The organism is Brachyspira pulli (assembly GCF_036997785.1).
In the GTDB taxonomy this organism is placed as follows: domain Bacteria; phylum Spirochaetota; class Brachyspiria; order Brachyspirales; family Brachyspiraceae; genus Brachyspira; species Brachyspira pulli.
Genome location: NZ_JAWLQI010000002.1, coordinates 128,146 through 151,500, shown reverse-complemented (window position 1 = coordinate 151,500; position 23,355 = coordinate 128,146). Strand labels below are relative to the sequence as shown.

Sequence of the window (23,355 nt, the reverse complement as noted above, 5' to 3'; positions counted from 1 at the left end):
TTTTATTTTACGTGATAAATTATACTATAATAATACCGAAAAATAAAGTGAAATAATTTAAAAATAAATAGCAGGAAAATAAATAAATGATTTTATCAGGGCTTGAAATAGAAAAAAATCTAGGTAAAGATATTATAATAGAACCATTCAATAGAAAACAATTAAATTCAAATAGTTATAATGTAAAACTTCATAATAAACTTTTAGTATATAAAGATAAAGTATTAGATATGAAAAAGCCAAATGAGGCAGAGGAAATAATAATACCTGAATCCGGATATGAATTAAAACCTAATGAATTATATTTAGGAAGAACTTTAGAATATACAAACACAAAAAGATTTGTACCTATGATAGAGGGACGTTCTTCTATAGGAAGGCTTGGAATATTTATTCATATTACTGCAGGTTTCGGCGATGTTGGATTTGCTGGTTATTGGACTTTAGAAATTTTCTGCATCAAACCTATAATTATATATCCGAATGTAGAAATAGCCCAACTTTATTATCATACCATAGACGGGGAATATGAAGAGTATACAAGCAGCAAATATCAAAATAATACTGATGTTCAGCCTAGTATGCTTTATAAAGATTTCAAGTAATTTAGTATTTGTATTAAATTTTTTAATTAATACTTTTTTTTGTTGTTCTTTTTCCCGCCGCAAAAAGAACCAAAAAGTGCAAGTATAAAATTAGTACTAAATCATACTAATTTTGTTTTACATGTAATATAAACTATTAATTTAAGCTAAAATATAGCCCTTCGCCGAAGGCGGGCTGTGCCTGCTTCTTTGGGGCACGCCATAGGCACTCCTTTCAGTCGCAAAAGAACTGGGGTATGGGGCAAAGCCCCATATATAAAAACAAAAATATAAATTTATTTTTGACAAAATATAATTGTTTAGGTATATATTAATATATTTTTAAACTATTCGTTTATAAAAGATTAAATGAATACTAAAAGCAAATTAGATATTCCGCTTTCAGAAATTCCTATCATAGAATGCACAGAATGAGCTCTTACTCTTATGATATCGCCTTCTTCTAAATCAACGATTTCTTCTTCTACTATATATCTTACTTTACCGCTTAATACTATTACCATTTCTTCAGAAGGGTGCTCATGATATGGTATAAGCTGATTAGATTTTTGTGCAATAGCATATACTGTGTAGCCTTTATCTGATAAAGTTTCTATTAATCTTTCATCATCTTTTACACAGTCAAATTCTCTTTCAGTTGTTGATTTGTAATAGTATTGTTCAGTCATGATACACCTCATTATGATAGTATAATTTCGGCTAATAACATTATAAAATTGAATTTATATAAGAACAATTATTGATTATATATTTATATATACTGTTTATATAAACCATGAAGTTTTATTTTGTACTTTTTATGATAAATAAATTAAAATTATTTTATTCTTTATAGATATATTATCAAGTTTTTTTGATTTATATATTGTTAAATTAATGTTTCTTTTATAATATATATTTTATTCTAAAAAGTTAAACTGTATAACTTTATATTTGTTTGTATATGAAATATAAATAACTTTAACAATTAAATATTATAATGATTTTTTCCATTTATTAATTAAGTTCAAAGCATCAATAGGGGTGATATTGTTTATATCTAAATCTTTTATTTCTTTTTCTATTTCACTTTCTTTTTCTATGATTTTAGGTTCTTCATAAAGCGGAAGTATATCTTTAGATTTTTGATTATTTAATTCTATATTTTCCACCTGAACACTTGCATCAGCTTCTAATCTTTTTAATATTTCAGTAGCTCTTTTTATAACTTTATTAGGGGCACCTGCTATTTTTGCAGCATATATACCATAACTGGATTTAGCAGCTCCTTCAGTAACTTTTTTCATGAATATTATTTCATCTTTATATTCTTCAACTAATACTTTATAGTTTTTAACTCCTTGTAAATCTTCAAGCATAGTAAGTTCATGATAGTGAGTAGCAAATAAGGTTTTAGCTTTTTTGTTTTCTTCATGAACTAAATATTCCACTATAGCCCAAGCAATAGAAAGTCCGTCATAAGTTGAAGTTCCTCGTCCTATTTCGTCCATTATAACAAGACTTTTATCTGTACAATGATTTAGAATATATGCTGTTTCATTCATTTCTACTAAGAATGTACTTTCTCCTCTTGCTATATTATCGCTAGCTCCAACGCGAGTAAATATACGGTCAACTATAGAAATTTTTGCACTTGATGCAGGAACGAATGAGCCTATTTGAGCTAGTAATACTATTAAAGCTGTTTGTCTTAAATATGTACTTTTACCGCTCATATTAGGGCCTGTAATTATAAGCATATGTTCATTTTTATTGTCTAAATATGTATCATTAGGAATAAAACTTTCTGTTTTTAGATTAACTTCTACAACTGGGTGTCTTCCGTCTTTTATATCTATTATACCGTCATCTGTTATTATTGGCTTTATGTAATTGTCTTCTTTAGCTAAACAAGCAAGAGAAGAATAAACATCTATTATAGAAATTACTCTTGCCATTTTTAATATTGAGTTTAAATATTCATTGGTTTTATTTCTCACCTCAATAAATATATTGTATTCTAATGCATAACTTTTTTCATTAGCTTCATTTATAATAGTTTCATATTCCATTAATTTGCTTGTAGTGTATCTTTCACTTCCTATTAATGTTTGTCTTTTTATGAAATCGCTTGGAACTGATGATACATTTGATTTTGTTACTTCTACATAATAACCTATAACATTATTATATCTTATTTTTAAATTGTTTATTCCCGTATCTTGTTTGTAATTATGTTCAAGTTCTGCTATCCAAGACCTTCCTTCTCTTCTAGCTTCATTATATTTTTTTAATGTTTCATCGTAATCATCTTTTATAATGTCGCCTTCATTTATAACAACTTTTGGATCCTCTAATATTGCACGCTCTATTAAATCAGTTATTATTTTTATATCATTGACTTCCTCAAAGTTCACATCTTCAAAGTTATTCATTGCAAGTTCTGTTACAACTTCAAGAGAACCTACTAAAAATCTTTTTAATGATACTAATTCTTTTGGGTTAATCCTTCCTAATGCCAATTTCGATGCAAGTCTTTCTATATCTCCGATATCTTGAAGCAAATCTCTTATTTTATACATAAACTTTTGATTTTTATAGAAAAACTCTACATTATTAAGTCTTTTATTTATTTCTTCTATATTTAATAGCGGTTCTACGATTATTCTTTTTAAATATCTTGCTCCCATAGAAGTTTTTGTCCTGTCTATGGTGTCGAACAATGTCATTTTATTATTATCATTTCTTATAGTTTCTAATATTTCCAAACTTGCTATTGTGGCATAATCCAAAGTCATTGAATCTCTTCTATTATATAGTTTAATATTTGAAATATGCTCAAGAGAAGTTTTTGAAAGTTCCTGTATATAGAATATAGTTGATCCTAATAATGATATTAAAAGAGGCTTTTCTTCTATACCGAAACTTTTTAATGATACTGTTTTAAAATGATTTGTTAAAGTTTTATATGCATAAGAATATTCTGCAGTATAATTTGGAGTAGTGCTGTAGAATATATTATTAAATTTATTTTGAATTTCTTTTATAATGACACTTTCAGAAACTGATTCTATAGTCATAATCTCTTTAGGAGAGAATCTTATAATTTCTTCTGTAAGTTCATTGATAATTTCTTTTACAGCTTCATTTTGATTTTCTAAATTAGAATTTATTTCTGTGGCATAAAGTTCGCCTGTAGAAATATCGCATATAGATAAAGCTGCATTTTTCTCGCTTTTTGACACTATTACAGAAGCTAAATAATTATTGCTTTTTGATTCAAGGTATTTATTTTCTGAAATTGTACCCGGAGTTATAACCTGAGTAACCTCTCTTTTTACTATACCTTTTGCAAGTTTTGGGTCTTCCATTTGATCGCATATAGCAATCTTCATTCCTGATTTAACTAATCTTGATAAATAATTGTCTATAGCATGATAAGGAACTCCTGCCATAGGAACATTAGCTCTTTTTGTAAGTGTAAGCCCCAATATATCGGACACTATTTTGGCATCATCAAAAAATACTTCGTAAAAATCTCCCATTCTAAAAAGAAGTATACTGTCACTATGTTTATCTTTTATTTCTTTGTACTGCCTCATCATAGGTGTGAGTTTTTGATTTTCTTCTTTTTCGCTTCCGAAAAATGTTTCCTGCATATAGCTATCCGTTTATAAATTTTAGGGTTAGTATAATATATTTTTAATCTTTAATCAAATTTGAATTTTTATTATTATAGTATATGTTATTTTTTAATTCTTAAAACAATAAAATTTTTAAAAGTCTTAATATATATGTAAAACTTCATTATTTGCCTTTGATTAAAGTAAGTTATTTACGGTGAGGAATAGAATATTTTTATGTACAGATGCTGGTATTTCTAAAAAAGAACAATAAAAATAAATGAAATTATGATTATATATTTTATGATGCTTTAAAATTTATTAAAAAATATGTAAACCTATTGATATATATATATATATATATAATAGAAGAAATTTAATTTAATTAGGAGTAAAAATGAAAAAGAATATTTTTTACGCATTTTTTATATTTTTAACTATTTTTATGATCTCTGCATGTTCAAATAATTCTACAGGTCCTAATGGTTCAGGAAATAATAATTCTGGAAATAATAATTCAGGCTTAGTCGGAACAACATGGATTGCTGATGGTTCTAAGGGAGAAATAAATGGAGTTAAATGGGGTGCTTTGCATTTTTTTGATAGTTCTACTGTTGGGGTAGGCTGGTGTACAGGCAGTAACAGTGCTATTAACTATGCTAAGAATAAGGATTCTAAAAATCATGCAGATGGAACCTATGATGGTAATAAAATAACTTCTCCAAAAGGATGGGCAAATGCTCCTTATCAATTAGAGGGTGATAAATTAACTATTAAATCAGGGGATTATTTTTATGGAGATTCTATATTCCATAAAGTTAATTAAAAATAGTTTATTTTTATAATTAAATAAAATAATAAAACCTGCAGCTGATATAGATATCAACTGCAGGTTTCTTATAATAAAAAATTATTAAATTTATTTAAGCCTTGCTCCTCTTCCAACCACTCTCATTTTTTTAGATAATCCTTTTTGAATTATCTGATATCTTGGGGCTAGAAGCACATCATAGTTTTTATCTTTTAAAGCTTCTGCTATTAATTGTTCTTTCCAATCAGGATCATTTGAATACGGAAGTTCTGCTGTTAAAATTTCTCCTGCTTCTATATCTGCTGTTATCTGCATTGACATAGGAACATCCCTTCTTGTAGATGTTGTTGAACATCCTATTAATAATAAAAACATTATTAAGAAAAATAAATATAAATATTTTTTCATAAAATTTAATTATCCTTTTATAAATTGTATAAAAAGGTATAATTAATTTTCTTAATTATACCTTTACATTATGTTCAAAATTAATTATTTTTTAAAATTCTGAACGCCTCCAGGCTGTTTTGAACTGCTTACTTTGCATTCTGAAGAACTTGTAAATTCAAAAGTTAGGTCGCCTAAAGCAGAAACACTATGTGCATTTTCAGGTATAGTAAGTGTGTATTTGCTGATTTCTTTTCCTTTAGATGCTTCCCAATCAGTTATTTGATATTCTCTTGGAAATATTTGTCCTGATAATGTAGCTTTAATTTTTCCGTCAGCTTTAAACTCAAAACTATCTCCTTCTAAGCCTGCATCGGTACATTTCCAAGTTCCTGCTAAATCCTGAGGCTTAAAGGTTTTAGGTGTAGGATCTGTTGTCTTGTTACTGCAGCTTGAAAGCATTAGCCCATTATAACTGATAATAGAAGTAAAATTTTTGATATTTTTGTCATATATAACTCCTTAAAAAATTATTTATATTAATATTTTTTAAAATATTAACAGCATATTTATGTTTTGATACAGAATTCCAAAAAAGATTTTTGGATGATATAAATAATTTAGAATATAAAGAATAAAATATTATTTTAGAGTTGTGAGTTCAGAATTTGTTATAACAGTATCTTTCATAATGATCCTCGTTCTATCATATATTTATTATTTTGCAATACTAATTTATCATTTATTTTATTTTTATATGAGAATCGTGTAAATTAACAATAAAAATAATTACTAATATTTATTATATGCTGTAAGCTTTATATTTTCTGAATATATGTTCTTATATATATTTGACAAAGAATAAAAAATCATTATAATAATTTTATGGAATTGAGATCAAATAATAAAAAATTTAATGTGCTTAATGATTATTTTATGCGTTATATGTTTGCTAAAGAGGGACATGAGCATATATTAAAAAATCTAATTAATTCTGTTAGGATAGATTCTAATCAGGAGCCTTTTGAATATATAGAAGTTTTGAATACTTTTAATTTAAAAGAAAATGTATTTGATAAAGAATCAATAGCAGATGTTAAGGCTAAAACAAAATCAGGCGAAACTATCATTATAGAAATACAAAGAATAGGTAATCAGTCATTTATATACAGAAGTTTATACTATTGGGCTAAAAATTATTTTACAAATTTAAAATCTAAAGATATATATTCAGATTTAACACCTGTAATAAGTATTAATATTCTTGATTTTAATTTGATAAAAGGTATAGATAAGCCTCATAGCTGTTATTTTATTAAGGAGCTGGAAACTAATCATATATTAACCAATCATTTGGAAATTCACTTTATGGAATTGAAAAAATTTGTTAATAATAATAATTTATATGAAGGTTTATCAGATTGGTTTGAGTTTTTAAATTCAAAAGATAAATTGGAGGATACTATGGAAATATTAGTAAAGAAAAATCCTATAATGAAAGAAGTATATGAAGAATATAATAAATTTGTAAAAAGTAATGATTTATATAATGGCTACAGTAATTATGAAAGAGATTACTTTAATGTTCTGATGCTCAATGAAGAGCGTATAAAGGGTATAGAAGAAGGAATGCAAAAAGGTATAGAACAAGGTATAGAACAGGGTATAGAACAAGAAAAATATTCTATGGCTAGAAACATGAAAAATAAAAATATGGATTTAAATCTTATAAGCGAATTAACAGGACTTAGTATAGAAAAAATAGAAAAATTATGATATAAAAAATTTATATTTTGAGTTCTATTTATAAATATGAATATGCTTTTATATAATGGGCTAATAAAAGAGAAATTATAAATGACAATAATATTATTATAAAAGTAATAACAAATATTTTTAGTGTAAATGTAAAGAAAATCGCTATTATAATAGAAGATATTATTAAAGATAAAATAAAAGATATTATATAACTAGCATTTACAAATATAAACCTGCTCCAAGGATTCATAAATTTTGATGACATTATATTAAAAACTGATAGCATTGCTGATGATAATAATGAATTTGATATACTTAATAAAATAATAATGTATTTATCTTTATAAAATAAATATAATACTATAAAAACTGATGCATATACAAATGATATTAACAATATATTTGAAATGCATTTAATGTTAAAGAAATGTTTATCTTCATTTATAAAAAGTTTTTCTAATATAAAATATACCATATTAGCTAGCATTATAGAAATAAAATTCATGATGGGAAGAAGTGCATATCTAAATACTACTGCTTTATTAAAAACAATTTTTGTAATCAATATATATAAGATTAATGATATAACAAAACCAATAAAAGAGAATATAGTTTTATTTTTTATTTCTTTCTTGTAATTATTAAAAATGTTAGTATAAACTGTACGGGAATTGATAAACATAAATACTGAAAAGAAACCGAATAAATATACTGCATTAAATGTTATTAAATTAAAATGGTTTATATTTAGTAATGCTGTTAAATTTATTAAAGCTGATATTAAAGAGATTATTAAATTAACTCTTCCTTTAAATTTATATATTGGAGATGCATATTTGTTCATAATATTATTATATACTTTTTTAAATTAAATATTAGAATACATTGAAAAATTTTTAAGTTTCTCAACCGCAAGCTGCAGCATTCACGGACAGTATCGCTTATTCTTCACTAATGTACTCTATACGTGAGGCTGATTACTCATTATTGTACAAAAATTAATAATTTATATTACAGGTAAAACAAAATTAGTATTATTTAGTACTAATTTTACACTTGTATTTTGCCTGCAGACACCATAGGTGTACTTCGTCGGCACGCTTCTCAAATACTGCATTTTTGACCTTGTCAACTGATGCACTTTATATAAATATTATCTACTTTTTTGCCACACAAAAAAGTAGATATATCCTCGACAAGCTCGGATACGCTTTGCGAAAACGCAAGTGCTAGAATTTTATATTAAAAACATGCCTATTAAATATAGGGTATAACCTATAAAAATGCAGTTCTTTTGGTTCTTTTATACCAATAAAAGAACTGGGGTTCGGGGCAAAGCCCTGAAAATATTTTAAATTAAAAAAATTATTTTTGACAAAGTATAGTTGTTTAGGTATATGTAATTTTAATCAGCATAAAAATCAATTATCTGAAAAATTCAGCAATATTATAAAATATAAAATGTAATATTAATGCAGGTATACCAATTACAATTAGAAGTACAATCTTAAAAATATTAAATATTCCAGTAAAAGTTAATTTTATATTATATATAAATGCTCCGGGATACGCTTTTTTTCCATTATTATTTTTTATGTTTTTATCTGCATTATTTTCTATCAAAAGAGATATAACTTTTTTTTCCATACCAATATCTCTATAGCTATTATTTTTTTTATATGAAATCTTATGAAGAGCAGTATCTCCATCATTATTTTGTAAATTAATATTGATTCCGTTTTTTATAAGCATTTCGATAATATCATATTCTTCTGTTCCTATATTATCTCTGGAAAGTATATAGTGAAGTATACCATTTCCGTCATTATCTTGTATATTAATATTTGCTCCTAGATTTATAAGTGTTTCAATTTTATATTTACTATCTGGAATACCTATAATTGCACTTTTACCGAATTTAGGTCTATGATGTGAATTGTAGGACTTACTTACATCAAGTATAAGATTTTTTCCAGATTCGTTAATATCCATTCCATTATCTAATAAAACTTTTACGAAATTAGAGAAACTATTAGTGCTTAAATTAGGTATATAGTTATACCATGTTTCAATGTTTGTTATAGAGTAAGTTATATATTCTTTATTGTTTTCAATATTTTCAATTACATATTTAAATTCATCAATATTTTCTGATATTACTGATTTGTATAATGCTGATTCTTTATTTGTTGCTGCTAAATTTTTAAAATCATCACTAACTTGAGCATAAGAAATGCATGAACTAATAATAAATATAATAATACCTAATACTTTCATCATAAACCTCTTTTAAATCCAATATTAGTTTTTTTATTATACAGTATATCGGTATATTGTGTCAATATATTTTTAAAGCGATAAACGATCAGCTGATAACTTTAGTTGTCAGCTATATTTTAAAAATAAAAAATCGAGCATCTGTCAGCTTTAGCTGATAGATATTTTAAGGCGAGATTTTTTATATATAATAATAAGTTTATCGCTAGCAGCGATAAGAAATTAGTATTTTATTTACTTTTATATTTACTTATGATATTATAATGAACAATAATCATTATGGAGTGTTTTATGAAAAAAATAATTATAACGGCTTTAATATTGATCAGTATAATAAATATAATAAGCTGCGGATCTGGTAAAAGCGAAAAAACAAATAATTCAGAAGTAAATAATAATAAAATCTATAAGGGATATGCTTCTAATGATATGTGGAGTATATATAAAACTACAATGTTAGAAGAGGAAGAAAAATTATTTAATGAAATTGATTCTATAAAAGATAAAAATTCTTTCGATGAATGGCAGTCAAAAAATCCTAGTAAATCTTCTTTAGTATTTGCTATTGATAAATTTCCTACAGAAGAAAAAGCTATTGAATTAATATCTTATGGTGCTGATGTAAATATGAAAGATGATAATGATGGTAGGACTCCTTTAGAATTAGCTTCAAAAATGGGATATTTGAAACTTGTAAAAGAACTTATCAAACAAGGTGCTGATGTTAATTTTAGAGAAGAAGAAGGAGATATAGACGCTTTATATTATGCAGTAGAGTCTGAAAAAAATTATCATTTGGAAGTATTAAAGGAATTATTAAATGCAGGAGCAGACACTGATATTATTTATGGTACTAAAGAAGAAAATAAATATAATATATTAAATGTTGCTATAATAGGAAGATGCAATTTAGAAAAAGTTAAACTCCTTACAGAACATGGGGCAGATATAAATTATTCAAATTTTGAGTATGGCCCTGTAATTGCTGTTGCTGTTTCTAAAGAATGTATTGATATAGTAAAATATTTAGTTTCTCAAGGTGTTGCCCCTGCTATGACATATACTAATGGTTATTCATATTCAGGTAAAAGTTATTCATTACTTAATGCTGCAGTAGGAAATAAAACTACAGAAATAGCAGAATATTTAATAGAACAAGGTGCTGATATTAATACTCAAACTGATAGTGTTTCTGGTTTACCTTTAATATTTGTTGCTCTTAGATCTGAAAATATTGAACTTCTTAAACTTTTGATAGAGAAAGGTGCAGATACTTCTGTTGTTGATAAAGACGGAAAAACAATTTTTGATTTAGCTAAAGAACAAGGTTATGATGAGATTGCAGCTTTAGAAAAATAATAGACTTGTTTCAAAACTAATTTACTAAATATTTACACTGTTTAATTTTTAGTATTTTTAAATTTATAATTGGGGCTTTGCCCCAAACCCCAGTTCTTTTGTTGGCACAAAGAACCAAAAAGACTGCAATTTTATACATTAAAATTAATTATTATACAATATATAAAACATAGTTTATAGCTAAAATTATTTTGAAAATTACACAACTAATTTTGTCAAGTACTTTTGAAACAACTCTAATATAAGTGATCCGACAGAATTACATATAAATAATAAAGTGAGAAAAAGCCGCCTCGATAATTCGCCTAAGGCGGACAAAGTCATTATCTAGGGTCTTATAGGCTTTTTCTAGCATAACAACAATAAATAAAAAATTGAGAAGCTGGCAGATTTAATTGTCAGCTATATTTAAAAATAAAAAATCGAGCATCTGTCAGCTTTAGCTGATAGATATTTTAAGGCGAGATTTTTTATATATAATAATAAGTTTATCACTAGCAGCAATAAGAAATTAATGTTTTCTTTACTTTTATATTCATTTATGATATTATAACGACCAATTATTTTTAAGGAGTGTTTTATGAAAAAAGTAATTATAACGGCTTTAATATTAATCAGTATAATAAGCTGTAATTCTAAAAAAACAGATAATACAGAAGTAACTGTAAATACTAATACTGTTAATACCAATAATACAGAAACATCTAATAATGATGAATATGTTGAAGATAATAATACTGAAGAAATTAATACTGATACTGCAGAAATTAGCGAATCAGGTATTGAAGTACCAGAATGGGATTTGGAGGCTTTTAATGATCTTAAAAATGTAAAGGATGCTGAGTCTTTAAAAAGCTTTGAAGAGAAACATGGAGAAAGAAGTTTAATAATGGCATTACAATACGGTGATAAAAAAATGGTTACAGAATTACTTTCTTACGGTGCTAATGTTGATCAGACTTATGTTGATAATGATAGTCCATTAAAAACAGCTTCTGCAAAAGGATATTTAGAACTTGTAAAAGAGTTTATAAAAAGAGGGGCAGATGTTAATTTTATAGGAGAAGGAAATATTGATGCTTTACATTCAGCAGTAATGTCTACAAATGAAAATAGTTTAAAAATAATGAAAGAATTATTAGAAGCAGGTGCTGAAGTAGATGTTGAGTACGGCTGGGAAGAACCTGTTCCTATATTATTTGAAACAATTGGATATGTTGGAGAATCAAAATGTTATTTAGATAAATTTAAAATGCTTGCTGAATATGGAGCTGATATAAATTATGTTGATAGTTATGGCTATCCTTTAATTGATTATGCTGTTAAGTCAGGCTGTTTAGATATAGTAAAATATTTAGTTTCAAAAGGCATTGACCCTGCTATGAAATATGAACTTAAAGAATACTATCCAAATGTAAATATTTCATTATTGGCTAGTACTCTTTATAATAGTGATACAGAAATGGCAAAGTATTTAATAGAACAAGGTGCCGATGTAAATACTCCTATACCTTCAGAAGATGGTTATCCTTTACTGCTTCAGGCTATTGACAATGGAAAAACAGAGCTTGTTAAACTTTTAATAGAGAAAGGGGCAGATACTACAGTTGTAAATAAGGAAAAGAAGACTGTATTTGATATAGCTAGAGAAAAAAATTATGATGATATATTAGAGTTAGAAAAATAATATAAATAATATTTTAAAGTGATAAACGAGCAGCTGATAACTGATGATGAAGTTCTCAGCTGTTTTTTTATTAAAAAATTAATAAAATAAAAGTTATTTTATTTATATAAAACAGCCTACTATTTAAAAATAGCGTTTTAAAAAATTAGTTGTAATTATCGACATTACAATAAAATATGTTATTATAGTTGTAATAATATATGCTACAATATTTTTAATTAAAGATAATATTTATAAATTTATAAAGTTAATTATAATTAATTAAATTATATTTGGAGTTTTATATGAAGATATATGAAATTATTTTTAGCCCAACAGGCGGAACAAAAAAGGTTGCCGATGCAATTGCTTCAGAAATTAGCCAAAAAACTAACAGCAGTATAGAAAAAGTTGATTTAACTGATTATAGTATGGATTTCTCAAGCGTAAAAATATCCCAAGATGATATTGCTGTTATTGCAGTACCTTCTTATGCAGGCAGAGTTCCTGAAATAGCATCAAAGCGTATATCTCAAATAAAAGGTAATGGAGCTAATACTGTTATTGTATCTGTTTATGGTAATAGAGATTATGAAGATACTTTAATTGAACTTTATGACATAGCGAAAGAGTTAAATTTTAAAGTTACTTCTGCTGTAGCTGCAATTGCTAAATATTCCATAGCTTATAAATATGCCTCTAATAGACCAGATGAAAATGATATAGCTAAACTCAAAGAATTTGCTGATAAAATAATAAATGCTTCTGAAGTTTTAGATGAACATAAATTAAAAGGTAATCGTCCATATAGACAAATAAGTAAAGTATCATTAGTGCCAAAAACTAAAAGCAAATGCAATGATTGTAAATTATGTGCTAAGAAATGCCCAGCTCAGGCAATAGATATTAATAATCCTAAAATAATTGATAAAAATAAATGCATATCCTGTATGAGGTGCGTTTCAATATGTAATTCATCAGCTAAATATATTAGTAAGATTATGTTAACTCTAGTTCATTTTGCTTTGAGAAAATCATGCTCTAAAGCAAAGGAGTATGAATTTTATATTAACTAATTATATTTTATAAAAAATGAATTTATATTTTTGTTTTTTATATCTGGGGCTTTGCCCACTGCGAAGCATACAGAGTGCAGATCTGCGTGCTTACACAAGACCTCACTTCTTTTGCGACCGAAGGAAGTGTCTTTGGCGTGCGGCGGGAAAAAGTTGACTAAAAAATGACAAACTTAAAAATTTTCAGTATATACCTAAACAACTATATTTTGTCAAAATAATTTTTTTAATTTAAAATATTTTCAGGACTTTGCCCCGAACCCCACTTCTTTTGCCGACGCTCTGCGTGCCGTAGGCAAGGCACCTACTCGGTGGTGACCCAAATAAGCAAAAGGACTATATTTTAGCTTAAATTAATAATCTATCTTACATGTAAAACAATTTTAGTATGATTTAGTACTAATTATGTAATTGCACTTTTTGCAACTTTTTGCGGCGGGAAAAGTTGAATAAAAAAATGACAAACTTAAAAATTTTCAGTATATATTAACAAATTATAGTTTTATCAAATAGAAGTATATTTTTACTTATTTAGTTTTGGAGATACGTATATATTATTTTGTTTTAATTTTAAAGCAAATATGATTATCATTACTGCAAATACTATAAATATAAATGCTAATATTAAAGTATATTTATTTGGTTCATTAATTATTGTGTTAGTTTCTGTATCATAAAGTATCATAACTTTTGAATTAACATTGAAGTTGGTATCTAGTTCTTTTAAATATGAGTTAGTAAGAATTATATTTTTATTGCTGTAATTAAAACTATACACTACATTAGCAAATTTTCTTTTTTTGATAGTGCCGTATTCATAGTATTCTATATTTTTTACATCAGCATATATTTTTATTATGTTTGTATTATTATATGTGAATTTGATATGAATAAAAACTATCATGAAAGATGCAAATAGAAACATCAATGCTATAATGAAAAGTGTTATTTTATGCTTTATTATTTGGTATTTACTATTCATATATTTAATTTTTCAAAACGTATTTTTATAAAATATTTAAATTAAAAATTGTATTGCCTAATAATTGTTTTACATATTATTAAAGTTACTTATAATAACAAAAAGTAATTAAATAAATTTAAATATCTTCATTATATATTAATATATTTTTATAATTAATGAAACTAAAAAATATAAAAAAATATATAATAATTAATTGATTTTTTACTATATGTAGTATATATTACTCTGCGATAAATACTATTGAAATAAAGGGATTAATTTATGAAAAAGATTTTTTATTTAATTTCTTCATTATTATTAATCAGCTTAATCTTTATTTCTTGTTCTTCACAGAATAAAGGTTCTGATAATTCTAATGAGTTATTTATAAATGTAGGGCCTGAACCAAAAACAATAGACCCAACATTAAATATAGCTTCAGATGCTTCTGTATATATTATACATGCATTTGAAGGACTTACTACAAAAAGTAAAGAAGGTAAGTTAATAGGCGGTGCAGCAGAAAGTTGGGATATAAGTGAAGACGGTCTTACTTATATATTCCATTTAAGAACTAATGGAAAATGGTCTGATGGTACTCCAGTAACATCTAAAGATTTTGTATATGCTTGGAAAAGAGCAGTTGATCCTAAAACTGCAAGTGAATATAGTTATCAGTTTGAGCCTGTAAAAAATGCTATGGCTATAAATGCAAACAAAATGGAATTGGATACTTTAGGAATAAAAGCTATTGATGATTATACTTTAGAAGTAACTTTAGAGAAACCTACAGCTTATTTCTTGGAATTAACAGCTTTTCCTACATTCTACGCAATTAGACAAGATATTATAGAAAAATACGGCGACACTTGGACTATGAGTCCGGAAAGTTATATAGGAAATGGTTCTTATGTAATGATAGAACGCAATATTGATGATAATATAGTAATGGTAAAAAATACTAATTATTGGGATTATGCTAGTTTAGTACCAGAAAAAATTACTTTTGTTTTAATGGATAATCCTACAGCATCAGTAGCAGGAATAAAAGAAGGTTCTTTACATCTTTCAGACAGAGTACCTTTCCAAGATATTGATGCTTTGAAATCTGAAGGATTGCTTCAATTTGTTAATTTATTCGGTACTTATTATTATGCACTTAATCATACCAATGAAGTATTGAAAGATCCAAAAGTAAGAAAGGCATTATCTCTTGTTATAGATAGAAATTATATAGTAGATAATGTTGTGAAAACAGGAGTTCCATCTGGTGCTTTTGTTCCTTATGGTGCATCTGATGTTAATGGTGATTTTAGAGAAGTAGGCGGAGATTATATAAGTGTTAAGCCTGAAGATTATCAAAAGAATGTTGAAGAAGCTAAAAAATTAATGGCTGAAGCAGGATATCCTAATGGCGATGGTTTCCCAGTACTTCAATTTATAGTTGATTCTAATGTTCAAATTCCTACTTTTGAGGCAGTACAGCAAATGTGGAAAGAGCATTTAAATGTTGATAGTACAGTAAGTCAGCAGGAATGGGCCGTATTTTTACAAACTTTATATACTGATAAGAATTATGTTGTAGGAAGAAGCGGCTGGACAGGCGATTATAATGATCCTATGACTTTCTTAGGTATGTTCTTAAGCTACAGTCCTCAAAACCATGCTTTATTTACTAATAAAGAATATGACGGACTTCTTCAAACTGCTATGGGTACTATAGATCAAAATATCAGAATGGACGCTATGCATAAGGCTGAAAAAATATTAATGGATAATGATGTTATTATACCATTATATTATTATACTACTCCTATATTGATAAATACTAAATTGAAAAATGTTGTATTTGACAGTTTAGGTAAACATAGATTCAGCTATGCTTATATGGAATAATATATAAATATTATTTTGTATTATTTAGTGTCAAATCCAGTTATTATTTTTTATTTTACAGTAGTTTAATAATCTTTATTATAAAAATATTGAATTTTATTAAACTACTATAAATAAAAAATATATATTTTATTCAAATAAAAAACCATTATAAATATTTTAATAATATATTAATTTAAGGAACCATAATGTTTAAAAATTTAGGATTACAATTTAAAATTAGTGCTGTAATATTGCTGCCTCTGCTTATTATGATGATAATATCAAGTTTAATCAACATAATGATAGTAAATGATGAGCTTGAAACACAGGCTTTAATCTATTTAAAACAAAGTGTAGAAGCTCAGGCTGCTAATGCAGAAAACGTATTAAAAACAGAATATAATTATTTAAAAACATTGGCTTCTTCTGTAAGTGATTTATATAATGTTGGAATAAGAAGCAGAGATTCTTATTCTGAACTTATAGATTATTATATTTTAAATATGCCTGAAAGCATGACTGGAGTTGCTTTAATATTTGAAAATAATATATTGGATAATGACGCTGATTATATCAATGATGCATTGTATTCAAGTGTAAAAGGACAATTTGGATTTTATAAAAGTAAAAACGGCAGCGGAAATGTAGCAACTCAAAGTATTAGTGATGCAGATTTAAAAGCTGATTATAATACGGTTCCAAAACAAACTAGAAAAGATTATATTACATCTATTTATAATTATAAAGTCAATGGACAGGATGTGAAAATGTATACTTGGGCAATACCTATTATAGATAAAAATAATAATTATCTTGGTGTTGTAACTGCAGATGTATCAACTTCAGATATTATTGCACTAATGGAAAGTATAAAACCTTATCCTCAAAGTGAGGTTATATTATTTGACACAGCAGGACGTTTAGTATACAGCAGAGAAACTAACATAGATATTGAAACAACTTTGTATGATTTGTTCCCATCTCAAAGAGACAGCAGGGTGTTAGAAAATACAAAACAAGGTGTATATACAGAATTTTCAACATACAGTGCTTTATTTAAAGAAAAATCTATTTATGTTACAACTCCTATAACTATGTTGGATAATTATAATTGGGGTATAGAAATTGTTACTCCTAGTTCTGTAATATTAAAAAATGCTAATAATATAAGAAATATAATGGTAGCTATATCTGTATTGATATTGTTAATTATATTTATAATAACACCTATAATAATAAAATTAAAAGTTTCAGTTATAATTAAAGCATTGGCTAATAATATGATAAGCTTGTCTGAAGGAGATTTAACTATTGCTCCGCCTCCTGGATTTACTTCAAGAAAAGATGAATGGGGTGATATAGCTAGAGGCTGGGAAGTGAGTATGAAAAATGTTAATGAAGTATTGTACAAAGTTATGAGTTCTGCAGAGTATGTTACAAGTGCGGCAAATGAGGTAAAACAAGGTACTTTTGATTTATCCTTGAGAACTGAGAAACAGGCATCAAGTTTGGAAGAAACTGCTTCATCTATGAATGAGATAGCAAGTACTATTAAAGAATCAACATCAAATGTTTATGAAAGCAATAATATGCTTATTGAGGCTAAAGGGTATTTAACAAAAGCTGGTATGATAGTTTCAAATAGTGTAGAAAAAATGGATGATGTTTATGAAGCTAGTTCTAAGATAATGGATATTACAAAGATAATAGAGGGTATAGCTTTTCAAACTAATATATTAGCTTTGAATGCTTCAGTAGAGGCGGCACGTGCTGGTGAACAAGGACGCGGATTTGCTGTTGTAGCTAGTGAAGTAAGAAATTTGGCACAGAATACTCAAGATTCAGTAAAAAATATTACAGAATTAATAACAGATAGTAATGAAAAAATACATTTGGCTGCTGAGAGTGTAAAAGAATCACAGGAAATATTTGTTGAATTATCAAATAAAATGGACACTGTATCTCAGCTTATGGAGCAAATAAATACATCAGCTCAGGAACAGCAGTCAGGAGTTGAACAAATAAATATGGCTATAAATAATATGGAGGCTTCTTTACAGCATAATGCTGTTTTAGTTGAACAGACAACAGCAACTTCAGAAACTCTATTAAATGAAGCTAAAGGATTAAAAACAGCCATAGATTATTTTAAACTAAAGTCTAATTAATATATTTTATATTTTTTTATAGAATTTTTTTTGTTTTTAATATATATTTATTAAATCATTTTATGTTATTTAAAAATATAAATAGCAAATAAATTAAGAGGGATAATTTAATGTCAGAAAATCAAAATAATTCTGAAAATACACAAAATGAAAAAAATATTAGTGTAGAAAAAAATGCAGAAAAAGAAAACAGAAAAGAAAAGTTAAACACATTAAGAAGTATGGGAATCAACCCATTTCCAAACAGTTATGATGTAACTTATAAATCAAAAGATATAGCAGAGAAATTTGAAGAATTAGAGAAGAATGAAACAGAAGTTGCCGTTGCTGGAAGAATTATGCTTTATAGGGTAATGGGTAAATCTTCATTTTTAACTATAAAAGATTCAGCAGGTACAATTCAGGCTTACATACAAAAAGATAAAGTAGGCGATGAATTTTATAATACAGTATTTAAAAAGTTAATAGATATAGGAGATATAGTTGGGGTTAAAGGTACTGTATTCAAAACTAAAACTGGTGAAATAACTATATATGCAAATGAATTAAAATTATTAACAAAATCACTTAATCCATTGCCTGAAAAATTTCATGGCTTAACTGATACAGAAATGCGTTATAGACAAAGATATGTTGATTTAATAATGAATGATGATGTAAAAGAAGCATTTATTAAACGTTCTAAAATGGTTTCTGCTATAAGACAAGTAATGATTGATAATAACTTTTTAGAAGTAGAAACACCTATGATGCACCCTTTAATTGGAGGAGCTAAAGCTAAACCTTTTGTTACTCATCATAATACTTTGGATATGACTTTATATTTAAGAATAGCACCAGAGCTTTATTTGAAAAGACTTGTAGTAGGCGGTTTCGATAAAGTATTTGAACTTAATAGAAATTTCCGTAATGAAGGTATATCTACAAGACATAATCCAGAGTTTACTATGATGGAAGCGTATATGGCTTATGCTAATTTCCACAAGGTTATGGAATTAGTTGAAGAAGTATTCTCAAAAGTATGTTTTAAATTAAATGGAAAATATACTTCTCAATATAAAGATTATGAAATTAATTTTGAGCCTCCTTTTGCTAGAGTTCCTATGGTAGATTTAGTAAAAGAGCATTCAGGACTTGATTTTAATGCTATACAGTCAGATGATGAAGCATTAGAAAAAGCTAAATCAATAGGTGTAGAAATAGATACTTCTAAGACTAAACCTACTAAATGGGAAGTAATGGTTGCAGTATTTGAAGAAAAGGTTGAAGAAAAATTAATACAGCCTACATTTGTTATTAATTATCCTAAATCAGTTTCACCTCTTTCAAAATCTTATCCTGATAATCCAGACATTACAGAAAGATATGAATTATTTATAGGCGGAATGGAAATGTCTAACGGATTCAGTGAGCTTAATGACCCAATAGACCAAAAAGAAAGATTTGAGGAACAATTAAAAGCTAAAGCACGCGGTGAAGATGAAACTATGGATATGGATTTAGATTATATTAATGCTTTGGAATACGGACTTCCTCCTACAGGCGGTCTTGGAATAGGTATTGACAGAATGGCTATGTTATTCTTGAATGTTCCTAGCATTAGAGATACAATTCTTTTCCCTCAAATGAGAAAAATAGAATAGTTCAATATTTTATAAAAATATGATTTTTTAAGGAATACTTAGTTTATAAGTATTCCTTTTTTGTTAATTTATCAATTTTTTTTACAAAAAATTATTACTATTTTTTTTATTATTGTTTTATATTTCGTACTACAATTTGTACAATAATAATATATAAAAGGATAAAAAATGAAAAAGGTCTATTTACTACTAATTGCATTTGTATTGTTGATTTCTTGCGGAGGTCAGAAAACTGATGATGCTAAAAATGCAGCAGCAACTGATGGAAAGCAGACTTCAAAAACTTTTGAAGGAGATTTTGTATATTTTGCTGATTCTGCAGTATTCACAGATTATGCTACTTCAAGTAATTTCCAAGTTGCTACAGAAGGTGAGTATTTAAATCTTGAAAGAGAATTTACTAGCTTTAATTTTGCTGAGCCTACTAAAGTTAACTTGAAAGTTGAAGGTTATTTGGAAGAAAGACCTGGTATGGAAGAAGGAACTACAGCTACATATTTAATAGTAACAAAAATTATAGGCTTTGATACTAATAGAACTACTTCATTGTTCTAATTTATAAACATATAATTGAAAAATGCTGGAAATAATTAATTTTATATCCGGCATTTTTTATTTGCATTAATATTTTATAATATTTCTATCAATAAAAATCATATATACCTAAACAACTATATTTTGTCAGAAATAATTTTTTAAATTTTAAATATCTGCAGGGCTTTGCCCCGCACCCCACTTCTTTTGCCGATTAGGCACCTACTCGGTGGTGGCCCAAAGAAGCTATATCCTCGATAAACTCGGATACGCTTCGCGAAGGACTATATTTTAGCTTAAATTAATAACCTATCTTACATGTAAAACAATTTTAGTATGATTTAGTACTAATTTTATACTTGCACTTTTTGGTTCTTTGACGAAGTCCGCAGAGCGTATGCGGCGGGAAAAAGAACAAGAAAAAATTGACAAACTTAAAAATTTTCAGTATATATCAAAAAATAATATTTAGTATTTACAAAAATACTTATTGACATATAATCATAACAAAATATATAATTTCAGGATATAGTGGTTTTATGAAAAAAAGTAATATATTAGCTTGTATTATATCGTTTGTTGTAACTTTAATTGCATTATTAATCATGAATTATTTCAATAATAGTGATCCTAATACTTCATTAAGTACTATTAATATAATGAACATTAATTATAAAGATTTAAGAGATTATGCATTAGATGGATATTATATAGAGGGATATAAAGAAAAAGAACAAAAGGTAAAGGAATTATTGAAATCTAAATATATTACATCAAGATTAAAATACAGAGCTAGTTTGATATCACATTTAGGTGAGGAAGAAATAGTTATAAATGGTATTGATATAAAAAATGATGAAGAAGTTTTTAATGTTTTAAAAGACTCTACATTAGATAATTTTGATGCAAATAATTCTATAGTAATAAGCAAATCAATAGCTTCTGTTTTAGATGTTAATACTAATGATACAATAATATTAAAGGCTATTACAAAAACAGGACATTATAATGCAGAAGAATATACTATTATAGAAGTGTCTGAAAAATTAGATTATAATTATGCTTTAATAGATATTGATAATTTGAATTCTTTTGTAGGCTTGGAAGATTGTGCTACAGAAATGTATATTAAACAAAATATAAGCGAAGAAGATTTATTATTTTATGATAATGATATAAAAAATATATTTGGAGATGATTTTAGGATATATTCAAAGGAAGATATTATAGGCGAGAATTACAATGCAAATAAAAATAATAAAAAGATTCAGATATATATAATTTTGACATACTTATTTGTATTATTCTCCATATATATGTTTATAAACTCTTATAGTATTTCTAATTATAAACAACTTATTAAAGGTAAATTATTATTTTCTTTCATTGGGTTTTTAATATCATTCGTTATAGATATTTTAATTACAAAGTTTTTATTAAAATTAGAAGTTACATTTAATTTTCTTTATATTATAATTTTGATTATAAATTTATTGACTGTTATATTAGCTAATATTAAATATTCTATTTTAGAATGGATGTTCATAGAGGGTGAAGAAGAAGAATTAAAGCCTATTAGAAATAAAAATATACTTATGATGTGCGGTATTATATTCACTTATGTAGTGATTACTTTAGTATTATATTCATCTTTTTTTGGTTTCATAAACAAAGAAGCTAATAATGACAATGTAGAAAATATTGTTAGGATAGTAAAGAATAATACATCAGAAAATACATTTTTATTTAATGGTTCTTTATCATCAAGCAATGATAATTTAATTAATATTTTGTATAAGGATATTGAATCTTATGATCAATATGCCGATGTTGAAAGAGTATTAACTTTTCCTGTAGGTGTTGTAATAAGAACTGGAAGCATAGGATCAAGAGTTTATACTTATGAAAAAAATATATTAGAAAATGGTATGGTTGTTTCTAATGTTATAGTTGAAGGTGAAATGTTTGAAACTCCAAAAAAGGAAATTCTTATAGGTAAAGATTTGGCTGCTTATTTAAATATTAAAGTAGGAGATGCATTATCATTAATTGCTAAGGCTTCAAGAGGTTGGCTTGAAACATCTTATTTTTATGTAAGCGGAATATATGATTTCAAAGATAAAAATTATGACATTATAGGAGATATTACTTCAATGTCTAATTTCATCTATTTAAAAGAAGGTGATAAATCTCCATATAATGAAAGTATATTAGTGTTTTCTGATAATAAGGATATTTATTCATATTTAAATAATAGTTCTTTTGTAGAAAATTATAATTTGAATATTATTAATTTTAATGAAGAATATTATACAAATTATAATTACTCATTGAAAAATATTATTTTTGTATTTATAGTAATTTTAGCATTATCATTGGCACTATTAATATCATCTTTATTATCAATTTTTTATAGAAGATTATTAAAGTTCTCACATGTATCTGACAGAAAACTTGTTAACTCATCATTTATAATATGTTTGTTAGCATCAATTATAATTTCTGCAATATTAATAATAATATTTTGGCCTTTCATTTTTAGTTTCTTATTGTTTGTGATGATAATAGTAGCATTGTCTTCTGTATTGTCTGTTTTGATAACTAATTGTAATGCTGAATAATTTTAA

General features: G+C 26.1%; 18 protein-coding genes. 11 read left to right on the top strand and 7 right to left on the bottom strand.

Features of this window, described 5'->3' with window-relative positions; translation table 11 throughout:
• Positions 1–86 precede the first annotated feature (86 nt).
• On the top strand, positions 87–605 hold the full coding sequence (gene dcd, locus R4K56_RS01265; protein WP_335772746.1) for a dCTP deaminase: 519 nt from the start codon (positions 87–89) through the stop codon (positions 603–605).
• 344 nt (positions 606–949) lie between these two features.
• Here dcd and R4K56_RS01260 read toward each other — a convergent pair whose 3' ends face one another.
• Both R4K56_RS01260 and mutS read right to left on the bottom strand, forming a co-directional pair.
• Positions 950–1,273 carry a cupin domain-containing protein gene (locus R4K56_RS01260; protein ID WP_297296304.1) on the bottom strand — a complete coding sequence of 108 codons (324 nt, stop codon included), beginning with the start codon at positions 1,271–1,273 and terminating at the stop codon, positions 950–952.
• A gap of 306 nt (positions 1,274–1,579) precedes the next feature.
• Entirely contained in the window at positions 1,580–4,243 is a 2,664-nt protein-coding gene (gene mutS / locus R4K56_RS01255; protein WP_335772745.1) for a DNA mismatch repair protein MutS, read from the bottom strand.
• A 361-nt stretch (positions 4,244–4,604) separates the two neighbouring features.
• Between mutS and R4K56_RS01250 the strand changes: the two genes are divergently transcribed.
• Complete coding sequence (locus tag R4K56_RS01250) at positions 4,605–5,033, top strand: hypothetical protein (protein ID WP_335772744.1); 429 nt, start codon at positions 4,605–4,607, stop codon at positions 5,031–5,033.
• Between the two features lie 93 nt (positions 5,034–5,126).
• Here the strand turns inward: R4K56_RS01250 and R4K56_RS01245 are convergent, their stop codons facing one another.
• Positions 5,127–5,339 (bottom strand): hypothetical protein, encoded by a 213-nt coding sequence (locus R4K56_RS01245; protein ID WP_335772743.1) that lies wholly within the window; start codon positions 5,337–5,339, stop codon positions 5,127–5,129.
• A gap of 171 nt (positions 5,340–5,510) precedes the next feature.
• Positions 5,511–5,867 (bottom strand): hypothetical protein, encoded by a 357-nt coding sequence (locus R4K56_RS01240; protein ID WP_335772742.1) that lies wholly within the window; start codon positions 5,865–5,867, stop codon positions 5,511–5,513.
• A gap of 423 nt (positions 5,868–6,290) precedes the next feature.
• Between R4K56_RS01240 and R4K56_RS01235 the strand changes: the two genes are divergently transcribed.
• Positions 6,291–7,181, top strand: a complete 891-nt coding sequence (locus tag R4K56_RS01235; protein WP_335772741.1) for an Rpn family recombination-promoting nuclease/putative transposase — start codon at positions 6,291–6,293, stop codon at positions 7,179–7,181.
• Between the two features lie 28 nt (positions 7,182–7,209).
• Here R4K56_RS01235 and R4K56_RS01230 read toward each other — a convergent pair whose 3' ends face one another.
• Together R4K56_RS01230 and R4K56_RS01225 are read right to left on the bottom strand one after the other, a co-directional pair.
• Positions 7,210–8,007, bottom strand: coding sequence for a hypothetical protein (locus tag R4K56_RS01230; protein WP_335772740.1), 798 nt, complete (start codon positions 8,005–8,007; stop codon positions 7,210–7,212).
• Between the two features lie 581 nt (positions 8,008–8,588).
• Positions 8,589–9,440: an ankyrin repeat domain-containing protein gene (locus tag R4K56_RS01225; RefSeq protein ID WP_335772750.1), complete on the bottom strand. Its 852-nt coding sequence runs from the start codon at positions 9,438–9,440 to the stop codon at positions 8,589–8,591.
• A 291-nt stretch (positions 9,441–9,731) separates the two neighbouring features.
• On the opposite strand from R4K56_RS01225, the gene R4K56_RS01220 reads away from it, so the two are divergent.
• The 3 genes from R4K56_RS01220 (at position 9,732) to R4K56_RS01210 (ending at position 13,541) form a co-directional block, all read left to right on the top strand.
• Positions 9,732–10,799: an ankyrin repeat domain-containing protein gene (locus tag R4K56_RS01220; RefSeq protein ID WP_335772739.1), complete on the top strand. Its 1,068-nt coding sequence runs from the start codon at positions 9,732–9,734 to the stop codon at positions 10,797–10,799.
• 580 nt (positions 10,800–11,379) lie between these two features.
• Entirely contained in the window at positions 11,380–12,486 is a 1,107-nt protein-coding gene (locus R4K56_RS01215; protein WP_335771528.1) for an ankyrin repeat domain-containing protein, read from the top strand.
• Positions 12,487–12,770: 284 nt separating this feature from the next.
• The gene (locus tag R4K56_RS01210) at positions 12,771–13,541 is read left to right on the top strand and encodes an EFR1 family ferrodoxin (protein WP_335771529.1); all 771 of its coding nucleotides are present in this window, start codon (positions 12,771–12,773) and stop codon (positions 13,539–13,541) included.
• A gap of 523 nt (positions 13,542–14,064) precedes the next feature.
• Here R4K56_RS01210 and R4K56_RS01205 read toward each other — a convergent pair.
• Positions 14,065–14,523 (bottom strand): hypothetical protein, encoded by a 459-nt coding sequence (locus R4K56_RS01205; RefSeq protein ID WP_335759897.1) that lies wholly within the window; start codon positions 14,521–14,523, stop codon positions 14,065–14,067.
• A 264-nt stretch (positions 14,524–14,787) separates the two neighbouring features.
• Here R4K56_RS01205 and R4K56_RS01200 point away from each other — a divergent pair, with 264 nt between their 5' ends.
• From R4K56_RS01200 to R4K56_RS01180, 5 genes are all read left to right on the top strand, one after another.
• Positions 14,788–16,401 carry a peptide ABC transporter substrate-binding protein gene (locus R4K56_RS01200; protein ID WP_335771530.1) on the top strand — a complete coding sequence of 538 codons (1,614 nt, stop codon included), beginning with the start codon at positions 14,788–14,790 and terminating at the stop codon, positions 16,399–16,401.
• Between the two features lie 188 nt (positions 16,402–16,589).
• Positions 16,590–18,551, top strand: coding sequence for a methyl-accepting chemotaxis protein (locus R4K56_RS01195; RefSeq protein ID WP_335771531.1), 1,962 nt, complete (start codon positions 16,590–16,592; stop codon positions 18,549–18,551).
• Positions 18,552–18,661: 110 nt separating this feature from the next.
• On the top strand, positions 18,662–20,194 hold the full coding sequence (gene lysS / locus R4K56_RS01190; protein ID WP_335771532.1) for a lysine--tRNA ligase: 1,533 nt from the start codon (positions 18,662–18,664) through the stop codon (positions 20,192–20,194).
• Positions 20,195–20,362: 168 nt separating this feature from the next.
• Complete coding sequence (locus R4K56_RS01185; protein ID WP_297296347.1) at positions 20,363–20,749, top strand: copper homeostasis protein; 387 nt, start codon at positions 20,363–20,365, stop codon at positions 20,747–20,749.
• A gap of 518 nt (positions 20,750–21,267) precedes the next feature.
• Positions 21,268–23,349 carry an ABC transporter permease family protein gene (locus R4K56_RS01180; protein WP_335771533.1) on the top strand — a complete coding sequence of 694 codons (2,082 nt, stop codon included), beginning with the start codon at positions 21,268–21,270 and terminating at the stop codon, positions 23,347–23,349.
• The last annotated feature ends 6 nt before the right edge of the window (positions 23,350–23,355 follow it).

Coding starts and splice junctions, on each gene's coding strand:
- R4K56_RS01215 (WP_335771528.1), top strand. CDS start 11,380: ATGAAAAAAGTAATTATAACGGCTTTAATATTAATCAGTATAATAAGC.
- R4K56_RS01225 (WP_335772750.1), bottom strand. CDS start 9,440: ATGAAAGTATTAGGTATTATTATATTTATTATTAGTTCATGCATTTCT.
- R4K56_RS01200 (WP_335771530.1), top strand. CDS start 14,788: ATGAAAAAGATTTTTTATTTAATTTCTTCATTATTATTAATCAGCTTA.
- R4K56_RS01250 (WP_335772744.1), top strand. CDS start 4,605: ATGAAAAAGAATATTTTTTACGCATTTTTTATATTTTTAACTATTTTT.
- R4K56_RS01220 (WP_335772739.1), top strand. CDS start 9,732: ATGAAAAAAATAATTATAACGGCTTTAATATTGATCAGTATAATAAAT.
- dcd (WP_335772746.1), top strand. CDS start 87: ATGATTTTATCAGGGCTTGAAATAGAAAAAAATCTAGGTAAAGATATT.
- R4K56_RS01245 (WP_335772743.1), bottom strand. CDS start 5,339: ATGTCAATGCAGATAACAGCAGATATAGAAGCAGGAGAAATTTTAACA.
- R4K56_RS01235 (WP_335772741.1), top strand. CDS start 6,291: ATGGAATTGAGATCAAATAATAAAAAATTTAATGTGCTTAATGATTAT.
- R4K56_RS01180 (WP_335771533.1), top strand. CDS start 21,268: ATGAAAAAAAGTAATATATTAGCTTGTATTATATCGTTTGTTGTAACT.
- R4K56_RS01195 (WP_335771531.1), top strand. CDS start 16,590: ATGTTTAAAAATTTAGGATTACAATTTAAAATTAGTGCTGTAATATTG.
- lysS (WP_335771532.1), top strand. CDS start 18,662: ATGTCAGAAAATCAAAATAATTCTGAAAATACACAAAATGAAAAAAAT.
- R4K56_RS01185 (WP_297296347.1), top strand. CDS start 20,363: ATGAAAAAGGTCTATTTACTACTAATTGCATTTGTATTGTTGATTTCT.
- R4K56_RS01205 (WP_335759897.1), bottom strand. CDS start 14,523: ATGAATAGTAAATACCAAATAATAAAGCATAAAATAACACTTTTCATT.
- R4K56_RS01240 (WP_335772742.1), bottom strand. CDS start 5,867: ATGCTTTCAAGCTGCAGTAACAAGACAACAGATCCTACACCTAAAACC.
- mutS (WP_335772745.1), bottom strand. CDS start 4,243: ATGCAGGAAACATTTTTCGGAAGCGAAAAAGAAGAAAATCAAAAACTC.
- R4K56_RS01230 (WP_335772740.1), bottom strand. CDS start 8,007: ATGAACAAATATGCATCTCCAATATATAAATTTAAAGGAAGAGTTAAT.
- R4K56_RS01260 (WP_297296304.1), bottom strand. CDS start 1,273: ATGACTGAACAATACTATTACAAATCAACAACTGAAAGAGAATTTGAC.
- R4K56_RS01210 (WP_335771529.1), top strand. CDS start 12,771: ATGAAGATATATGAAATTATTTTTAGCCCAACAGGCGGAACAAAAAAG.